Genomic DNA, 14563 nt, shown 5'->3' on the forward strand with positions numbered 1-14563 from the left:
ATGAACGCATTCAGCAAGATCCTCGTCGCCAACCGTGGCGAAATCGCGACCCGCGTGATGCGCACCGCGCGCGCGATGGGCTATCGCACCGTCGCCGTGTATTCGAGTGCCGACGCCGATGCGGAGCATGTGCGTCAAGCCGACCAGTCCGTGTGGATCGGCGAGTCGCTGCCCGCGCAGAGCTACCTGAACATCGCCGCGATCGTCGAAGCCGCGCGTGCGAGCGGCGCGCAAGCCGTGCATCCCGGCTACGGCTTCCTCGCGGAGAACGCCGGGTTCGCAGAGGCCTGTCGCAACGCGGGCCTCGTCTTCATCGGCCCCTCGCCCGAAGCCATTCGCGCGATGGGCGACAAGGCCGGTGCGAAGCGATTGATGCAGGCGGCCGGCGTGCCGTGCATTCCCGGCTACCAGGGCGAAGACCAGAGCCACCCCACGCTGGCCGCCGAAGCCACCCGCATCGGCTGGCCCGTGATGATCAAAGCGACTGCCGGCGGCGGCGGGCGCGGCATGCGGCTGGTGCCGTCGGCCGCGGCCTTTGCCGAGCTGCTGCAGAGCGCGCAGTCCGAAGCGCTCAACGCCTTCGGCGATGCGACCGTGATCCTGGAGCGCGCGATCGTCGCGCCGCGCCACATCGAGATCCAGGTGTTCGCCGACCGGCACGGCAACGCCATCCACCTCGGCGAGCGCGACTGCTCGGTGCAGCGGCGGCATCAGAAGGTGATCGAGGAATCGCCCTCGCCAGCCGTGTCTGCCGAACTGCGCGAACGCATGGGCGCGACGGCGGTTGCGGCGGCCAAGGCCATCGCGTACGAAGGCGCGGGCACGCTCGAATTCCTGCTCGACGCCGAGGGCCGGTACTGGTTCATGGAGATGAACACGCGGCTGCAGGTGGAGCATCCGGTGACCGAGGCGGTGACGGGGCTCGACCTCGTCGAGCTGCAACTGCGCGTCGCCGCCGGCGAGCCGCTGCCGCTCACGCAGCAGGACGTGCGGATGAATGGCCACGCGATCGAAGTACGCCTGTGCGCCGAAGACCCGCAGCAGGGATTCATGCCGCAGAGCGGCACGCTCGCCGCGTGCCGTCCGTCGCCGGCCCTGCGCACCGAGCACGCGTTGCGCGATGGCGCCGAAGTGCCGGCTTTCTACGACTCGATGATCGCCAAGCTGGTGTCGCACGGTCGCACCCGCGATGAAGCGAGGCAGCGTCTCATCGCAGGCCTGCAGGACACCGTGGCGCTCGGCATCGCGACCAACCAGAAGTTTCTGCAGCGCGCGCTGTCGCACCCTGTGTTTGCCGAGGGCGCTGCGACAACGGCGTTCATCGCCGAACATGCCGATGCGCTGCTCGCGCCCGACACCGCCACGGAAGGCCGCGCCGCATGGCTGGCCGCGCTGCTGCTGCAACTGGGCGAACGCGGCTGGCCTTCACCGCTCGCGCACACGCTGCCCAACGCCCTGCGCTTTTCGCTCAACGGCAAGGTGCATGCGGCGCGCGTGACGCCGCAGGGCAGAGGCCGCTTCGATGTCGCACTCGATGCAACCGCGCCTGAGCGCATCGAACTGCTTGCGCTGCCCGGTGGCGGCGCGGTGCGCTTCTCGTGCAGCGGTGTTTCCGAGCAAGCCATGTCGGTGCGCGAGTCCGCCACTCACCTGTGGATGCACTTCCGCGGCCAGGCCTTCGAACTCGAGAACCTCACGCATGTGGCCGTGCCCCGCGGCGGCGCCGCAGGCGGCGATGGCCTGCTGCGCGCCTCGATGAACGGCCGCGTCATCGCGCTGCTGGCCGCCGAGGGCGACACGGTCACTGCCGGCCAGCCCCTCGTCACCCTCGAAGCGATGAAGATGGAGCATGTGCATTGCGCACCGCGTGCCGGCCGCGTCGCCGCGCTGCATGTCGCGGTGGGCGCGCAGGTGGCAGCACGCCATGTGGTGGCGGAGATTGCCGACGCATGACGCGATCCGCCCCGCTCTTCCCGATTTCCTGAAAGCCTTTCGCATGAACGCCCCCTCCCGCTACCGCTCCGTGTTCTCGCCCGGCCTGTTCGACGGGCAGGTGATCGTCGTTACCGGCGGCGGCTCGGGCATCGGCCGCTGCACCGCGCACGAACTCGCATCGCTCGGCGCGCAGGTCGTGCTCGTCGGGCGCAATACCGAGAAGCTGCAGCAGGTGCAGGCCGAGATCGCCAAGGCCGGCGGCAAAGCCAGCACGCAGGCCTTCGACATCCGTCAGGAAGAAGCCGTGCGCGCCGCGATTGCCGAGGTCGTCGCAGCACACGGCCGCATCGACGGCCTCGTCAACAACGCAGGCGGCCAGTACATCACGCCGCTCGCCGCCATCTCGGCCAAGGGCTGGGAAGCGGTGATCCACACCAACCTCACGGGCGGCTTCCTCGTCGCGCGCGAATGCTTCGTGCAGAGCATGCAGGCCAACGGCGGTGCCATCGTCAACATCGTGGCCGACATGTGGGGCTCGATGCCCAACATGGGCCACAGCGGCGCCGCGCGCGCGGGCATGGTGAGCTTCACCGAGACGGCAGCGCTCGAATGGGCCGCGAGCGGCGTGCGCGTGAATGCGGTGGCACCGGGCTACATCGCGTCGAGCGGCATGGACCACTACCCGCCAGAAGCCGGCGACATGCTGCGCGCGATGCGCAAGACCGTGCCCGCGGGCCGCTTCGGCAACGAGGCCGAGACCTCCGCGGCCATCGCCTTCCTGCTGAGCCCCGCGGCGAGCTTCATCAGCGGCAGCGTGCTGCGCGTGGACGGCGCGCGGCCGCAGGTGCGCATGGGCTGGCCGATGGCGCTGCCGGATGCGGCGGCGCGGCAACGCCCGGCGGTGCGGCCCTTCGAAGGCTTCCACCTGGCGCAGACGCCGCGTGTGTTCCAGGACAAAGAAACGAACGACTGATTGATTGACTGATCGGAGACAAGCGACATGCAGTACACCCACGAACACCTCGAGATCCAGAAGACGCTGCGCCGCTTCATCGACGAGGAAATCAACCCGCACGTCGATGAATGGGAAGCGGCCGAAATCTTCCCCGCGCACGAGGTCTTCAAAAAGCTCGGCAACCTCGGCATGCTGGGCCTGAACAAGCCCGAAGCCTTCGGCGGTGCCGGCCTCGACTACTCGTATGCGATGGCGATGGCCGAGGCGCTCGGCCACGTGAGCTGCGGCGGCGTGCCGATGGCCATCGGTGTGCAGACCGACATGTGCACACCCGCGCTCGCGCGCTTCGGCAGCGACGAGCTGCGCCGCGAATTCCTCGTGCCCGCCATCGCGGGCGACACGGTCGGCTGCATCGGCGTGAGCGAGCCCGGCGCGGGCAGCGATGTCGCGGGCCTCAAGAGCCACGCGCGCAAGGACGGCGACGACTACCTCATCAGCGGCCAGAAGATGTGGATCACCAACAGCCTGCAGGCCGACTGGATGTGCATGCTGGTCAACACCAGCGATGGCCCGGTGCACCGCAACAAGTCGCTGGTGATGGTGCCGATGAACAGCCCCGGCATCGAGAAGGCCAAGAAGATCCGCAAGATCGGCATGCACTCGAGCGACACCGGGCTCATCTATTTCGACAACGTGCGCGTGCCGCAGCGCTACCGCATCGGCGAGGAAGGCCAGGGCTTCGTCTACCAGATGCAGCAGTTCCAGGAAGAGCGGCTCTGGGCCGCAGCCAGCTCGCTCGAACCGATGGAAGACTGCATCGCGCAGACCATCGAATGGGCGCAGCAGCGCCAGATGTTCGGCGCCACGCTGGCCGACCAGCAGTGGGTGCAGTTCAAGCTGGCAGAACTCAAGACCGAGGTGGAAGCGCTGCGCGCCCTCACCTACCGCGCCTGCGACCTGCATGTGCAGGGCGAGGACGTGCTGGAGCTGGCTTCGATGGCCAAGCTCAAGACCGGGCGGCTCACGCGGCAGGTGTCCGACACCTGCCTGCAGTTCTGGGGCGGCATGGGCTTCACGCTGGAGAACCGCGTGTCGCGCCTGTTCCGCGATGGCCGCCTCGGCTCGATCGGCGGCGGCGCGGACGAGGTGATGCTGGGCATCCTCGCGAAGACGATGGGCATCGCCAAGCGGCCGCCGCGCGGTTGAACGCGGCTGAAACGCGCATGGACGCCGAACTCCAAGCCGACCGCGCGGCGCTCGCCGACACGGTGCGGCGCTTCGCCGAAAGCGAGATCGCACCGAATGTCGAAACCTGGGACGACGCGGGCGAATTTCCGCGCGCGCTCTACACGCGCGCCGCGGAACTCGGGCTGCTCGGTCTCGGCTATCCCGAAGCATTCGGCGGCACGCCGGCCTCGTATTCGCTCAAGCTCTCCGCATGGATCGCGCTCGCGCGCCACGGCAAGAGCGGCGGTGTGCTCGCGAGCCTGTTCTCGCACAACATCGGCCTGCCGCCCGTGGTGCTGCACGCCAGCGATGAGATCCGCAGCGAGGTCGTGCCATCGGTATTGCGCGGCGAGAAGATCGCAGCGCTCGCAATCACCGAACCCGGCGGCGGCTCCGACGTCGCGGCGCTGCGCACAACGGCAAAGCGCGACGGCGACCACTACGTGCTGAACGGCGAGAAGACCTTCATCACCTCGGGCATGCGCGCCGACTGGATCACCGTGGCGGTGCGCACCGGCGAAGGGCGCGGCGCGGGCGGCATCTCGATGCTGCTGGTACCCGGCAATGCACCCGGCCTTTCGCGCACGCGCCTCGCGAAGATGGGCTGGCTGTGCTCCGACACCGCCACGCTGCATTTCGACAACGTGCGCGTGCCGGCCCGCTACCTGCTCGGGGACGAAGGTTCGGGCTTCCGCATCATCATGAGCAACTTCAACGGCGAGCGCATCGGCATTGCGGCGGCCTCGCTCGGGTTCGCGCAGGCGTGCCTCGACGAGGCGCTGGCCTGGTCGCGCGAGCGCAGGACCTTCGGCGCGGCGCTCATCGAACACCAGGCGGTGCGACACAAGCTGGTGGACATGCAGATGCGCATCGCCTCCACCGAGGCGTGGCTCGAGGCGGTGTCCGCCGAAGGCGATGTGCACGAAGCGGCCGGCCGCTTCAACGCGCCCGAATGGGTGGCGCAGGTCTGCATGCTCAAGAATCACGCGACGCAGACCATGCAGTTCTGCGCCGACCAGGCGGTGCAGATCCTCGGGGGCATGGGCTTCATGCGCGGCACGGTCAGCGAGCGCATCTACCGCGAGGTGAAGGTGATGATGATCGGCGGTGGAGCCGAAGAGATCATGAAGGAGCTGGCGGCGCGGCAACTCGGCTGGCTGTAGCGCCGGCCTGTTGTGTTTCCTTAAACGGAAAACTGTTCTTCATCGGCGAGGCGCGCAAGGCATGGCCTTTCGCGCGGTGCCTGCTTACCATCGGCCGCACACCGGGGTCGCTCTCCAGCGCCCCGCCACCGCATGAAGCCGGAGCCGCCGTGATCCTTTTTTTCCATCTCCTCCACAAACCCGATTCCGCCGAATGAGCGAGCCCCGCACCATGTTCAAGCACATCGTGATGTGGGACCTGCGCGGCGAATCGCCCGAGGAAAAGGCCGCGGCCACGCAGTTGCTCAAGCGCAAGTTCGAATCGCTGCGCGGGCAGATTCCCGGACTGCTGCACCTCGAGGTGGGCGTCGATTCGAGCCGCATCGCCTACGCCTGCGATGTGGTGCTCTACAGCGAGTTCGACAGCCAGGCATCGCTGGACGGCTATGCGACACACCCCGCGCATCTGCGGGTGCGCGAGGAACTGGGCGATCTGCGGATCGCGCGGCACCAGGTGGACTACGCGGCGGATTGACCGACGCGGTCAGTCGTTCTTTTCGGATTCGCCCTGCTGCGCAGCCTGCGCCGCCGCGCGCAGCTTGTCCTTCTTGCTCGGCCGCTTGCCCTTGATGCCCCCCGTGCCCGATGCATCGACCAGCGGCACGGCCACCTCGGTCGGCTCGAAGCCTTCGATGCGCTCGCGCGGCAGGCTCAGGCCCTGGCGTTTTTCGATCAGGCGGAAGTGCGCCTCGGTCGATGCGCTCACGAAGCTGATCGCCAGTCCGCTCTCGCCCGCGCGGCCGGTGCGGCCGATGCGGTGGATGTAGTCGGTGGGCGAACGCGGCAGGTCGTAGTTGATGACCACAGGCAGCTGCGCGATGTCGATGCCGCGCGCCGCGAGGTCGGTGGCGATCACCACGTCCCAGCGGCTCTCCTTGAACTGCGCGAGGATGCCGGTGCGCGTGCCCTGCGCGATGTCGCCGTGGAAGGGCACCGCGTAAACGCCGTTCTTGTAGAGCTTCTCGGCCACGATCTGTGCCGAGTGCTGCGTGGCGACGAACACCAGCACGCGCTCCCATTCGTTCTCTTTCAGCAGGTGCCGCAGCAGCTGCGTGCGGCGGTTCGCATCGACCTCGATCACCCTCTGCACGATGGCGGGCTCGGTGCCCGGCTCGCCCTGCACGTCGATGACCGCGGGGTCGCGCAGCATGCCGTCGGCCAGCGACTGGATGGCGGGCGGGAAGGTGGCGGAGAAGAGCAGGTTCTGCCGTTGCGCCGGCAGCAGCGCGAGGATGCGGCCGAGCTCTTCGGCAAAGCCGAGATCGAACAGGCGGTCGGCCTCGTCGAGCACGAGCATCGAGACCGAACCGAGCTTGAGCGCGTTGTGCTCGACCAGGTCGAGCAGCCGGCCGGGCGTGGCGACGACGATGTCGGCGCCGCCGCGCAGGCTCATCATCTGCGGGTTGATCGAGACGCCACCGAAGGCGATGGCGATCTTCAGGCGTTCGGGCAGGTGCTGGGCGAGGCTGCGCATGGTTTCGCCGACCTGGGCTGCGAGTTCGCGCGTGGGCACGAGCACCAGTGCGCGCACGCGGCGCGGCGACTGTACGGGTTCGGCGGCCAGGCGCTGCAGCAGCGGCAGGGAAAATGCGGCGGTCTTGCCGGAGCCGGTCTGCGCCGAGCCCCGCACGTCGCGGCCCTGCAAAATCGCGGGGATGGCCGCGGCCTGGATGGCGGTCGGTGTGGCATAGCCGCTTTCGGCGGCAGCCTGCACGAGCGCGGGGGCCAGGCCCAGTGAGTCGAATGGCATGTGAGCAGACAGAGAGAAGAACCCAGAGATAAACAAGAGAGATGGATCGAATGGCAACGACGAAAAGCAATCAGGCCAGCACCCTGGTGTATTCCACCGAGGCGGGCGGCCGCATGTGCCCCGATTGCCGTGCGCCGATGGCGCAATGCCGCTGCAAGGAACTCGAGAAGGCGCGCGCGCCGGCCACTGACGGCATTGTGCGTGTATCGCACGAGACCAAGGGCCGCAAAGGCAAGGGCGTGACGGTCATCAAGGGCCTCGCACTGGACGCCGCGGCACTCGCGGCGGTGGGCAAGCAACTGAAAACGGCTTGCGGCTCGGGCGGTACGGTGAAGGACGGCACCATCGAGATCCAGGGCGATCATCGCGAATTGGTGATCGCGGCGCTCGTGAAGCGGGGCCACACCGTCAAGCGCGCCGGAGGCTGAGGAAGGAACCCATGAAACCCGAAGACCTGCAGCGCCTCGTGACCCTCGAAATGCCCTTTGGCAAGCACAAGGGCACGCTGATCGCCGATTTGCCCGGAAATTACCTGACCTGGTTCGCACGCGAGGGTTTTCCCTCGGGAGAAATCGGCCGGCTGCTCCATTTGATGCATGAAATAGACCACAACGGCCTGTCGGACCTGCTCAAACCGTTGCGAAACCGCCCGTCGCGCCGGGATGTTTCTCAATAACACACGATTTCCCAAGCTTTTTTGCCAAGGACCGGGATAATTCGCCCCACGTGTCTGTGAGCTTGCTCCCGTGCACGTAATTCGGTGATCGGTCAGTTTCGCGCCACAGCGCACTTGTTTGTTGTGATTCTGGGACTCCATCGCTTTGTTTTGTTGGTTTGAATTAGGAGTCCCTCCATGGGCAAGAAACTCTACGTAGGCAACCTCGCCTACTCCGTGCGTGACAACGACCTGGAACAGGCTTTCGGCGAGTTCGGCTCGATCGTCAGCGCCAAGGTCATGATGGAACGCGACACCGGCCGTTCGAAGGGCTTCGGCTTTGTCGAAATGGGTTCGGATGCTGAAGCACTCGCAGCCATTGAAGCCATGAACGGCCATTCGCTCCAGGGCCGCGCCCTGACGGTGAACGAAGCCCGTCCGATGGAAGCACGTCCTCCCCGCACCGGCGGTGGTGGCGGCTACGGCGGCGGCGCTGGTGGTGGTGGTGGCGGCTACGGTGGTGGTGGCGGCGGCGGTGGTTACGGCGGCGGCGGCGGTGGCCGTAGCGGCGGTGGCGGCGGCGGTTACGGCGGCGGCGGCGGTGGTCGCGGCGGCTACTAAGCCCTCATCCACACTCAGGGAGCTCCGGCTCTCTGAATGAAAAATGAAAAGCTCCTTCGGGAGCTTTTTTCGTTTCTGGCGCCCCTTTCCGGAAGCACCGAGGAACCGGCTTCACCAGGCCACAGGCGTTGCTCCTGGGAGAACCCTAATCCTGGCCTAAGCATTTGTCCTTACCGCACCGGTCAGCCAACGGTCAGCCGCGGACGACGACCCTCACCTCTCCAAAACAGAGGGTCGAGGCGATGAAGATCAAGAGTCAGGCGGACTTCTTTTCAGGGGTCATGTTCACCACCGTGGGGGGCGGCTTCGCGATAGGCGCCACCACCTACACCGTCGGCAACGGCGCCCGCATGGGGCCCGGCTATTTCCCGCTCATGCTGGGCATCCTGCTGGCCATCCTCGGGGTGGTCATCATGTTCCAGGCCATGGTGGTGGAGACCACCGACGGCGACAAGATCGGCAAATGGGCCTGGAAGCCGCTGGCCTTCGTGCTCGGCGCCAACCTCGCGTTCGGCATCCTCCTGGGCGGCCTGCCAAGCATCGGCCTGCCGGCGATGGGAATGATCATCGCGATCTACGCGCTCACGATCATCTCGAGCATGGCGGGCACGCAGTTCAAGCTGCGCGATGTGCTGGTGCTCTCCACCATCCTGGCGGCCGGCAGCTATGTGGCCTTCATCTGGGCGCTCAAGCTCCAGATCCAGGTCTGGCCCACTTTCATTTCGGGCTGAGGAGCGCACACCATGGACCTGATCCACAACCTTTCCATCGGTTTCGGCGTTGCCTTCACCTTCACCAACCTGCTGTATTGCCTTTTGGGCTGCATCCTGGGCACGCTGATCGGCGTGCTGCCGGGCATCGGCCCGGTCGCGACCATCGCGATGCTGCTGCCCGCCACCTACGCGCTGCCGCCCGTGTCGGCGCTGATCATGCTGGCCGGTATCTATTACGGCGCGCAGTACGGCGGCTCGACCACCGCCATTCTGGTGAACCTGCCCGGGGAGTCGTCCTCGGTCGTCACCTGCATCGACGGCTACCAGATGGCAAGGCAGGGCCGCGCAGGCCCCGCACTTGCAGCCGCGGGCCTCGGCTCGTTCTTTGCAGGTTGCGTCGGCACGCTGATCCTGGCCGCCTTCGCACCGCCGCTGACCGAGCTGGCCTTCAAGTTCGGCCCGGCCGAGTACTTCTCGCTGATGACGCTGGGCCTGATCGGCGCCGTGGTGCTGGCCTCGGGCTCGCTGCTGAAGGCGGTGGCGATGATCGTGCTGGGCCTCCTGCTGGGCATCGTCGGCACTGACGTGAATTCGGGCGTCGCGCGCTTCAGCTTCGACATCCCCGAGCTCACCGACGGCATCGGCTTCGTGGTGATCGCCATGGGCGTGTTCGGCTACGGCGAAATCATCGGCAACCTCTCGCAGCCCGACGACGAGCGCGAAGTCTTCACGCACAAGGTCAAGGGCCTGTGGCCCACCAAGGACGATTTCAAGCGCATGACGCCCGCAGTGCTGCGCGGCACGGCGCTGGGCTCGGCCCTGGGCATCCTGCCCGGCGGCGGTGCGCTGCTGGCGGCCTTCGCGGCCTATGCGCTGGAGAAGAAGATCAAGATGCGCCCCGGCGAAGTGCCCTTCGGCAAGGGCAACATCCGCGGCGTGGCGTCACCCGAGTCGGCCAACAACGCCGGCGCGCAGACTTCCTTCATTCCGCTGCTGACGCTGGGCATTCCGCCCAACGCGGTGATGGCGCTGATGGTGGGCGCGATGACGATCCACAACATCCAGCCCGGCCCGCAGGTGATGACCAGCAACCCCGAGCTCTTCTGGGGCCTGATCGCCTCGATGTGGATCGGCAACGCGATGCTGATCATCCTGAACCTGCCGCTGATCGGCATGTGGATCAAGCTGCTGACGGTGCCCTACAAGTTCCTGTTCCCCGCCATCGTGCTGTTCTGCGCGATCGGCGTGTACTCGACCAACAACAACACCTTCGACGTGTGGATGGTCGCGATCTTCGGCTTCATCGGCTACCTGTTCCTCAAGCTCAAGACCGAGCCGGCCCCGCTGCTGCTGGGCTTCATCCTCGGGCCGATGATGGAAGAGAACCTGCGGCGCGCGCTGCTGCTGTCGCGCGGTGCGTGGAGCGTGTTCGTCACGCGGCCGCTCTCGGCCGGGCTGCTGGTGGCTGCGGCGGCGCTGCTGTGCATCGTGCTGCTGCCGTCCATCAAGGCGAAGCGCGAAGAGGCCTTCGTCGAGGAATAGGCTCGCCCTGGCGTTCCCGGAACGAGCCCCTGCACGAAAGCGCAGGGGCTTTTCTCATTTCAGGGACGCCGCATCGACGGCCATGCCCCATATCGACGCGCTCTTGTTGGTGCCGGGCGCCGTCGTCGGTGGTGCGTCTGGAAGGCCCCCAAACAGCGCGGATACGGGATCAATCCACCTCGAATCGGCAAGTCCCGCAGGCACCGAAGCGCCCATCGCCACCGGCATTTCAATGACGAGATTGTTTTCTCTGTGCCGCTACTGAAAAGATAGCTACAAAGATCCGTGACACGTGGTCAACCTTGAGATTCGACGGGGAGAAAAAGACCTGCCAACGCCTGCCGCACGGACATAAAAAAGGCGCCGACCAGCGGCGCCTTTCAAGTTCAAACCGGCATCTCGTACGGAGCCTTGAAGGATTTTTCTTTTTGAAGGGGGAATTGTCTCCTCGGACCCTCGGCAGCACGAGCAGGGCCCGTTCGCGAGTGCGCAGACTTTATGTGCTGCACCGCACCAGTGCATTGGGAATTACCCGCTTTGCCTTACTGCGAACGGCCGATTCGCAAACCAAAGTGTTTCTGGTAGTTAACGATGTGGCACGACTCGTGCACGTAGCGCCACATCCGACAACTCGAAGAAGCGCACTGCCATGGCCCTGGTCCCGCAAGCCTCCATCAACGCGGCCGACACCGCCTGGATGATGACGTCGACCGCGCTGGTGCTGCTGATGACGCTGCCCGGCATCGCGCTCTTCTACGCCGGCATGGTGCGGCGCAAGAACGTGCTGGCCACCATGGCGGCCGTCGTGGCGATTGCCGCGGCGGTGTCGCTCACCTGGTTCACGCTCGGCTACTCGCTGGCCTTCACCGCCGGCTGGCCGTGGCTCGGCGGCACCGAGCGCTTCTGGTTCTCGGGCTTCGAGTACCTGAAGGAGGCCGGGCAGATCGCGGTGAGCCATGTTGCGCCCAACGTGCCCGAGTCGGTCTACGCGATGTTCCAGCTCACCTTCGCCATCATCACCACCGCGCTGGTGCTGGGCGCCTTCGTCGAGCGCATGCGCTTCTCGGCGGTGCTGTGGTTCGCGCTGCTGTGGAGCGTGCTGGTCTATGCGCCCATCGCGCACTGGGTGTGGGAGCCGGGCGGCTGGCTCGCGCAGATGGGCGCGCTCGACTTCGCGGGCGGCTCGGTGGTGCACGTCAACGCGGGCATCGCGGGGCTGGTGTGCGCCTATGCGCTCGGCCCGCGCAAGGGCTACGGCCGCGAGGCCTTCGAGCCCTACAGCCTGGCGATGACGATGATGGGCGCCGGGCTCCTGTGGGTGGGCTGGTTCGGCTTCAATGCCGGCTCGGCGGTGGCGGCCGACGGGCGTGCGGGCCTCGCGATGCTGGTCACGCACATCGCGGCGGCGGCTGGTGCCATGAGCTGGATGATCGGCGAGTGGATCGTGCGACGCAGTCCTTCGCTGCTGGGGCTCTGCTCGGGCCTCGTGGCCGGGCTGGTGGCGATCACGCCGGCGGCCGGTTTCGTCACGCCGCCCGCGGCGCTGGCCATCGGCGCCATCGCGGGCCTGGCCTGCTACTGGGGCGCCACGGGCCTCAAGCACATGCTCGGCGCGGACGATTCGCTCGACGTGTTCGGCGTGCACGGCATCGGCGGCATCGTGGGGGCGCTGCTCACTGGCGTGTTCGCCGATGCGCGCATCTCCGGCGCGACCGGCAATGTACTGACGCAGGCCATCGCCGTCGGCAGCGTGGCGATCTACAGCGCGGCGGGAACGGCGATCGTGCTGTTCCTGGTGCACGTGCTGGTCGGACTGCGCGTCGATCCCGAAAGCGAGCAGCTGGGCCTCGATCTTGCTCAGCATCGTGAACACCTGGGAGCCTGACCTCCCGCGGGAGACACCATGCCATCCATGTCCGAAAGCGAACGCATTGCGCTTGCAGCCCGTCTTCACGTGGCACTGCGGCGAAAGCACGGGCGCGTGACCGACACCGAATGGATGGCCACCAATGCCGAGTACGCCGCCGAGATCGTGCGCATGACGCGTGCGCATGCGGCGGAGACGAAGGACGAGGAACTCGACCAGCTGGCTACGCGGCTCGAGCAGGCGATGGAGCCTGTTGCTCGCGCCGCGCGGCTGGCGGCGCGACAGCCGGATGGGACGCCGCCTACGCCGCCGCCTCGCTATGTGGGTGGGTTGCGCTGATCGGGCAACGCTTCAGCCCGCTGCCAACGCAGCCTTGCGGATCGACTGCAGCGTGCTCGCGGGCGTGATCGCCTCGGGGTCCAGCAGGCAATGCAGGATCGCCGGCTTGCCACTGGCACGCGCTCGCGCGAGTGCGGGGCCGAACTCTTCCGTCGTGGTCACGCGTTCGCCGTGCCCGCCGAACACCTCGGCATAACCACGGAAGTCCGGGTTCTTCAACTGCGTGGCGCTGATGCGGCCGGGGTAATGCTTTTCCTGGTGCATGCGGATCGTGCCGTACATGCCGTTGTCCAGCAGCACCACGAGGATCGGCAGGCCGTACTGCACGGCGGTGGCGAACTCCTGGCCATGCATCATGAAATCGCCGTCGCCTGCGAACACGACCACCTCGCGTTCGGGCCACAGGCGCTTGGCACCGACGCCCGCCGGCAGGCCGTAGCCCATCGAGCCGCTGGTCGGCGCGAGCTGGCTCGCGAACGCGCGGAACGGCCAGAAGCGATGCACCCAGGTCGCGAAGTTGCCCGCGCCGTTGCAGAAGATGGTGTCGGCCGGCAGCACCTCGCGCAGGTGCTGCATGACCTCACCCATCTGCAGCGGGCCCGGAATGCGAATGGGGGCCGGGTCGCTCCAGCGGAGGAACTCTTCGCGCGCGGTCTTCGTCTCGGCCTGCCAGGCGGACGGTGACGCCGGGCGCAGCGTGGACACCGCTTCGGCAAAAGCCTGCGGCGTGGCGTGGATGCCCTGCGCCGGGCGGTAGAGCTTGCCGAGCTCGTCGGCATCGGCGTGCACATGCACCAGCGCCTGCTTCGGCTGCGGAATCGCGAACAGCTCGTAGCCCTGCGAAGGCACTTCCGACAGACGCCCGCCCACCAGCAGCACGAGGTCCGCATCGCGGATGCGCGCCAGCATGCGCGGGTTCGCGCCGAGCCCCAGGTCGCCCGCATAGCAAGGGTGCTCGGCGGACATCAGCATCTGGCGGCGGAACGAGCAGTACACGGGCAGTGAATACGCCTCGGCGAATTGCGCGAACTGCCGAGTCGCAGCTTCGGACCAGCGGCTGCCGCCCAGGATGACGACGGGCCGCTGCGCCTGCGACAGCCGTTGCTGCAGCTCGGCCAGTTGCGCCGCGCCGGGATGGGTTTCGGTGACTGCGTAGGGCAGCGCATCGGCCACCACGGCGGCTTCGGTCAGCATGTCTTCCGGCAGCGCGATCACCACCGGGCCGGGCCGGCCCGAGGTCGCGACATGGAAGGCGCGCGACACGAGTTCGGGCACGCGCGCCGGATCGTCGATCTGCACCACCCACTTGGCCATCGTGCCGAAGACCGCGCCGTAGTCCAGTTCCTGGAAGGCCTCGCGGCCCATCGCGTCGCGCGCGACCTGGCCGACGAACAGCAAGAGCGGCGTCGAGTCCTGGTGCGCGATGTGCACGCCCGCCGCCGCGTTGGTGGCACCGGGGCCGCGCGTGACGAAGCAGATGCCGGGCTTGCCGGTGAGCTTGCCCTGCGCCTCGGCCATCATCGTCGCGCCGCCTTCTTGCCGGCACACCGTCACGTCGATCGATGCATCGTGCAATGCGTCGAGCACGGCCAGGAAGCTTTCGCCAGGCACGCAAAAGAGCTGCTGCACGCCGTGGGTGATGAGCTGGTCGACCAGGATCTGGCCGCCGGTGCGGGAGGAAGTCATGTGCGCTCCGAAGGATGACTGTGGATATTGGTCTTGGCTCCTTCCCCTCTGGGGGAAGGCTGGGATGGGGG

At 67.1% G+C, this 14563-nt stretch carries 14 protein-coding genes; 12 read left to right on the forward strand and 2 right to left on the reverse strand.

What is annotated here, in order from left to right; translation table 11 throughout:
* From NU688_RS29225 to NU688_RS29245, 5 genes are all read left to right on the forward strand, one after another.
* A complete protein-coding gene (locus tag NU688_RS29225; RefSeq protein ID WP_257864335.1) occupies window positions 1–1953 on the forward strand; it encodes an acetyl-CoA carboxylase biotin carboxylase subunit in 1953 nt (650 codons plus the stop codon).
* A gap of 43 nt (window positions 1954–1996) precedes the next feature.
* Entirely contained in the window at window positions 1997–2908 is a 912-nt protein-coding gene (locus tag NU688_RS29230) for an SDR family oxidoreductase (protein ID WP_257864336.1), read from the forward strand.
* Window positions 2909–2935: 27 nt separating this feature from the next.
* A complete protein-coding gene (locus NU688_RS29235; RefSeq protein WP_257864337.1) occupies window positions 2936–4096 on the forward strand; it encodes an acyl-CoA dehydrogenase family protein in 1161 nt (386 codons plus the stop codon).
* 17 nt (window positions 4097–4113) lie between these two features.
* Window positions 4114–5280, forward strand: a complete 1167-nt coding sequence (locus NU688_RS29240; RefSeq protein ID WP_257864338.1) for an acyl-CoA dehydrogenase family protein — start codon at window positions 4114–4116, stop codon at window positions 5278–5280.
* 193 nt (window positions 5281–5473) lie between these two features.
* A complete protein-coding gene (locus tag NU688_RS29245; protein ID WP_257864339.1) occupies window positions 5474–5794 on the forward strand; it encodes a Dabb family protein in 321 nt (106 codons plus the stop codon).
* Window positions 5795–5803: 9 nt separating this feature from the next.
* Here the strand turns inward: NU688_RS29245 and NU688_RS29250 are convergent, their stop codons facing one another.
* Window positions 5804–7069: a DEAD/DEAH box helicase gene (locus NU688_RS29250; RefSeq protein ID WP_257864340.1), complete on the reverse strand. Its 1266-nt coding sequence runs from the start codon at window positions 7067–7069 to the stop codon at window positions 5804–5806.
* Between the two features lie 50 nt (window positions 7070–7119).
* On the opposite strand from NU688_RS29250, the gene NU688_RS29255 reads away from it, so the two are divergent.
* The 7 genes from NU688_RS29255 to NU688_RS29285 all read left to right on the forward strand — a co-directional run bounded on the left by NU688_RS29255 (window position 7120) and on the right by NU688_RS29285 (window position 12806).
* Window positions 7120–7497 carry a translation initiation factor Sui1 gene (locus tag NU688_RS29255; RefSeq protein WP_257864341.1) on the forward strand — a complete coding sequence of 126 codons (378 nt, stop codon included), beginning with the start codon at window positions 7120–7122 and terminating at the stop codon, window positions 7495–7497.
* A gap of 11 nt (window positions 7498–7508) precedes the next feature.
* Window positions 7509–7745, forward strand: coding sequence for a DUF3820 family protein (locus NU688_RS29260; protein ID WP_093053658.1), 237 nt, complete (start codon window positions 7509–7511; stop codon window positions 7743–7745).
* A gap of 177 nt (window positions 7746–7922) precedes the next feature.
* Complete coding sequence (locus NU688_RS29265; RefSeq protein ID WP_206176754.1) at window positions 7923–8345, forward strand: RNA-binding protein; 423 nt, start codon at window positions 7923–7925, stop codon at window positions 8343–8345.
* Between the two features lie 242 nt (window positions 8346–8587).
* A complete protein-coding gene (locus tag NU688_RS29270) occupies window positions 8588–9076 on the forward strand; it encodes a tripartite tricarboxylate transporter TctB family protein (RefSeq protein ID WP_257864342.1) in 489 nt (162 codons plus the stop codon).
* A gap of 12 nt (window positions 9077–9088) precedes the next feature.
* Window positions 9089–10600, forward strand: a complete 1512-nt coding sequence (locus NU688_RS29275) for a tripartite tricarboxylate transporter permease (protein WP_013538814.1) — start codon at window positions 9089–9091, stop codon at window positions 10598–10600.
* 649 nt (window positions 10601–11249) lie between these two features.
* Entirely contained in the window at window positions 11250–12485 is a 1236-nt protein-coding gene (locus NU688_RS29280) for an ammonium transporter (RefSeq protein ID WP_257864343.1), read from the forward strand.
* 18 nt (window positions 12486–12503) lie between these two features.
* On the forward strand, window positions 12504–12806 hold the full coding sequence (locus tag NU688_RS29285; protein WP_257864344.1) for a hypothetical protein: 303 nt from the start codon (window positions 12504–12506) through the stop codon (window positions 12804–12806).
* A 12-nt stretch (window positions 12807–12818) separates the two neighbouring features.
* Here NU688_RS29285 and NU688_RS29290 read toward each other — a convergent pair whose 3' ends face one another.
* Complete coding sequence (locus NU688_RS29290; protein ID WP_257864345.1) at window positions 12819–14492, reverse strand: thiamine pyrophosphate-binding protein; 1674 nt, start codon at window positions 14490–14492, stop codon at window positions 12819–12821.
* Window positions 14493–14563 lie beyond the last annotated feature (71 nt).

Origin of the sequence: Variovorax sp. ZS18.2.2 (assembly GCF_024701975.1) — a bacterium.
Lineage (GTDB): Bacteria > Pseudomonadota > Gammaproteobacteria > Burkholderiales > Burkholderiaceae_C > Variovorax.

Bases quoted from the DNA above. Each gene is read 5' to 3' on its own strand.
- NU688_RS29225 (WP_257864335.1), top strand. From the start codon at position 1: ATGAACGCATTCAGCAAGATCCTCGTCGCCAACCGTGGCGAAATCGCG.
- NU688_RS29230 (WP_257864336.1), top strand. From the start codon at position 1,997: ATGAACGCCCCCTCCCGCTACCGCTCCGTGTTCTCGCCCGGCCTGTTC.
- NU688_RS29235 (WP_257864337.1), top strand. From the start codon at position 2,936: ATGCAGTACACCCACGAACACCTCGAGATCCAGAAGACGCTGCGCCGC.
- NU688_RS29240 (WP_257864338.1), top strand. From the start codon at position 4,114: ATGGACGCCGAACTCCAAGCCGACCGCGCGGCGCTCGCCGACACGGTG.
- NU688_RS29245 (WP_257864339.1), top strand. From the start codon at position 5,474: ATGAGCGAGCCCCGCACCATGTTCAAGCACATCGTGATGTGGGACCTG.
- NU688_RS29250 (WP_257864340.1), bottom strand. From the start codon at position 7,069: ATGCCATTCGACTCACTGGGCCTGGCCCCCGCGCTCGTGCAGGCTGCC.
- NU688_RS29255 (WP_257864341.1), top strand. From the start codon at position 7,120: ATGGCAACGACGAAAAGCAATCAGGCCAGCACCCTGGTGTATTCCACC.
- NU688_RS29260 (WP_093053658.1), top strand. From the start codon at position 7,509: ATGAAACCCGAAGACCTGCAGCGCCTCGTGACCCTCGAAATGCCCTTT.
- NU688_RS29265 (WP_206176754.1), top strand. From the start codon at position 7,923: ATGGGCAAGAAACTCTACGTAGGCAACCTCGCCTACTCCGTGCGTGAC.
- NU688_RS29270 (WP_257864342.1), top strand. From the start codon at position 8,588: ATGAAGATCAAGAGTCAGGCGGACTTCTTTTCAGGGGTCATGTTCACC.
- NU688_RS29275 (WP_013538814.1), top strand. From the start codon at position 9,089: ATGGACCTGATCCACAACCTTTCCATCGGTTTCGGCGTTGCCTTCACC.
- NU688_RS29280 (WP_257864343.1), top strand. From the start codon at position 11,250: ATGGCCCTGGTCCCGCAAGCCTCCATCAACGCGGCCGACACCGCCTGG.
- NU688_RS29285 (WP_257864344.1), top strand. From the start codon at position 12,504: ATGCCATCCATGTCCGAAAGCGAACGCATTGCGCTTGCAGCCCGTCTT.
- NU688_RS29290 (WP_257864345.1), bottom strand. From the start codon at position 14,492: ATGACTTCCTCCCGCACCGGCGGCCAGATCCTGGTCGACCAGCTCATC.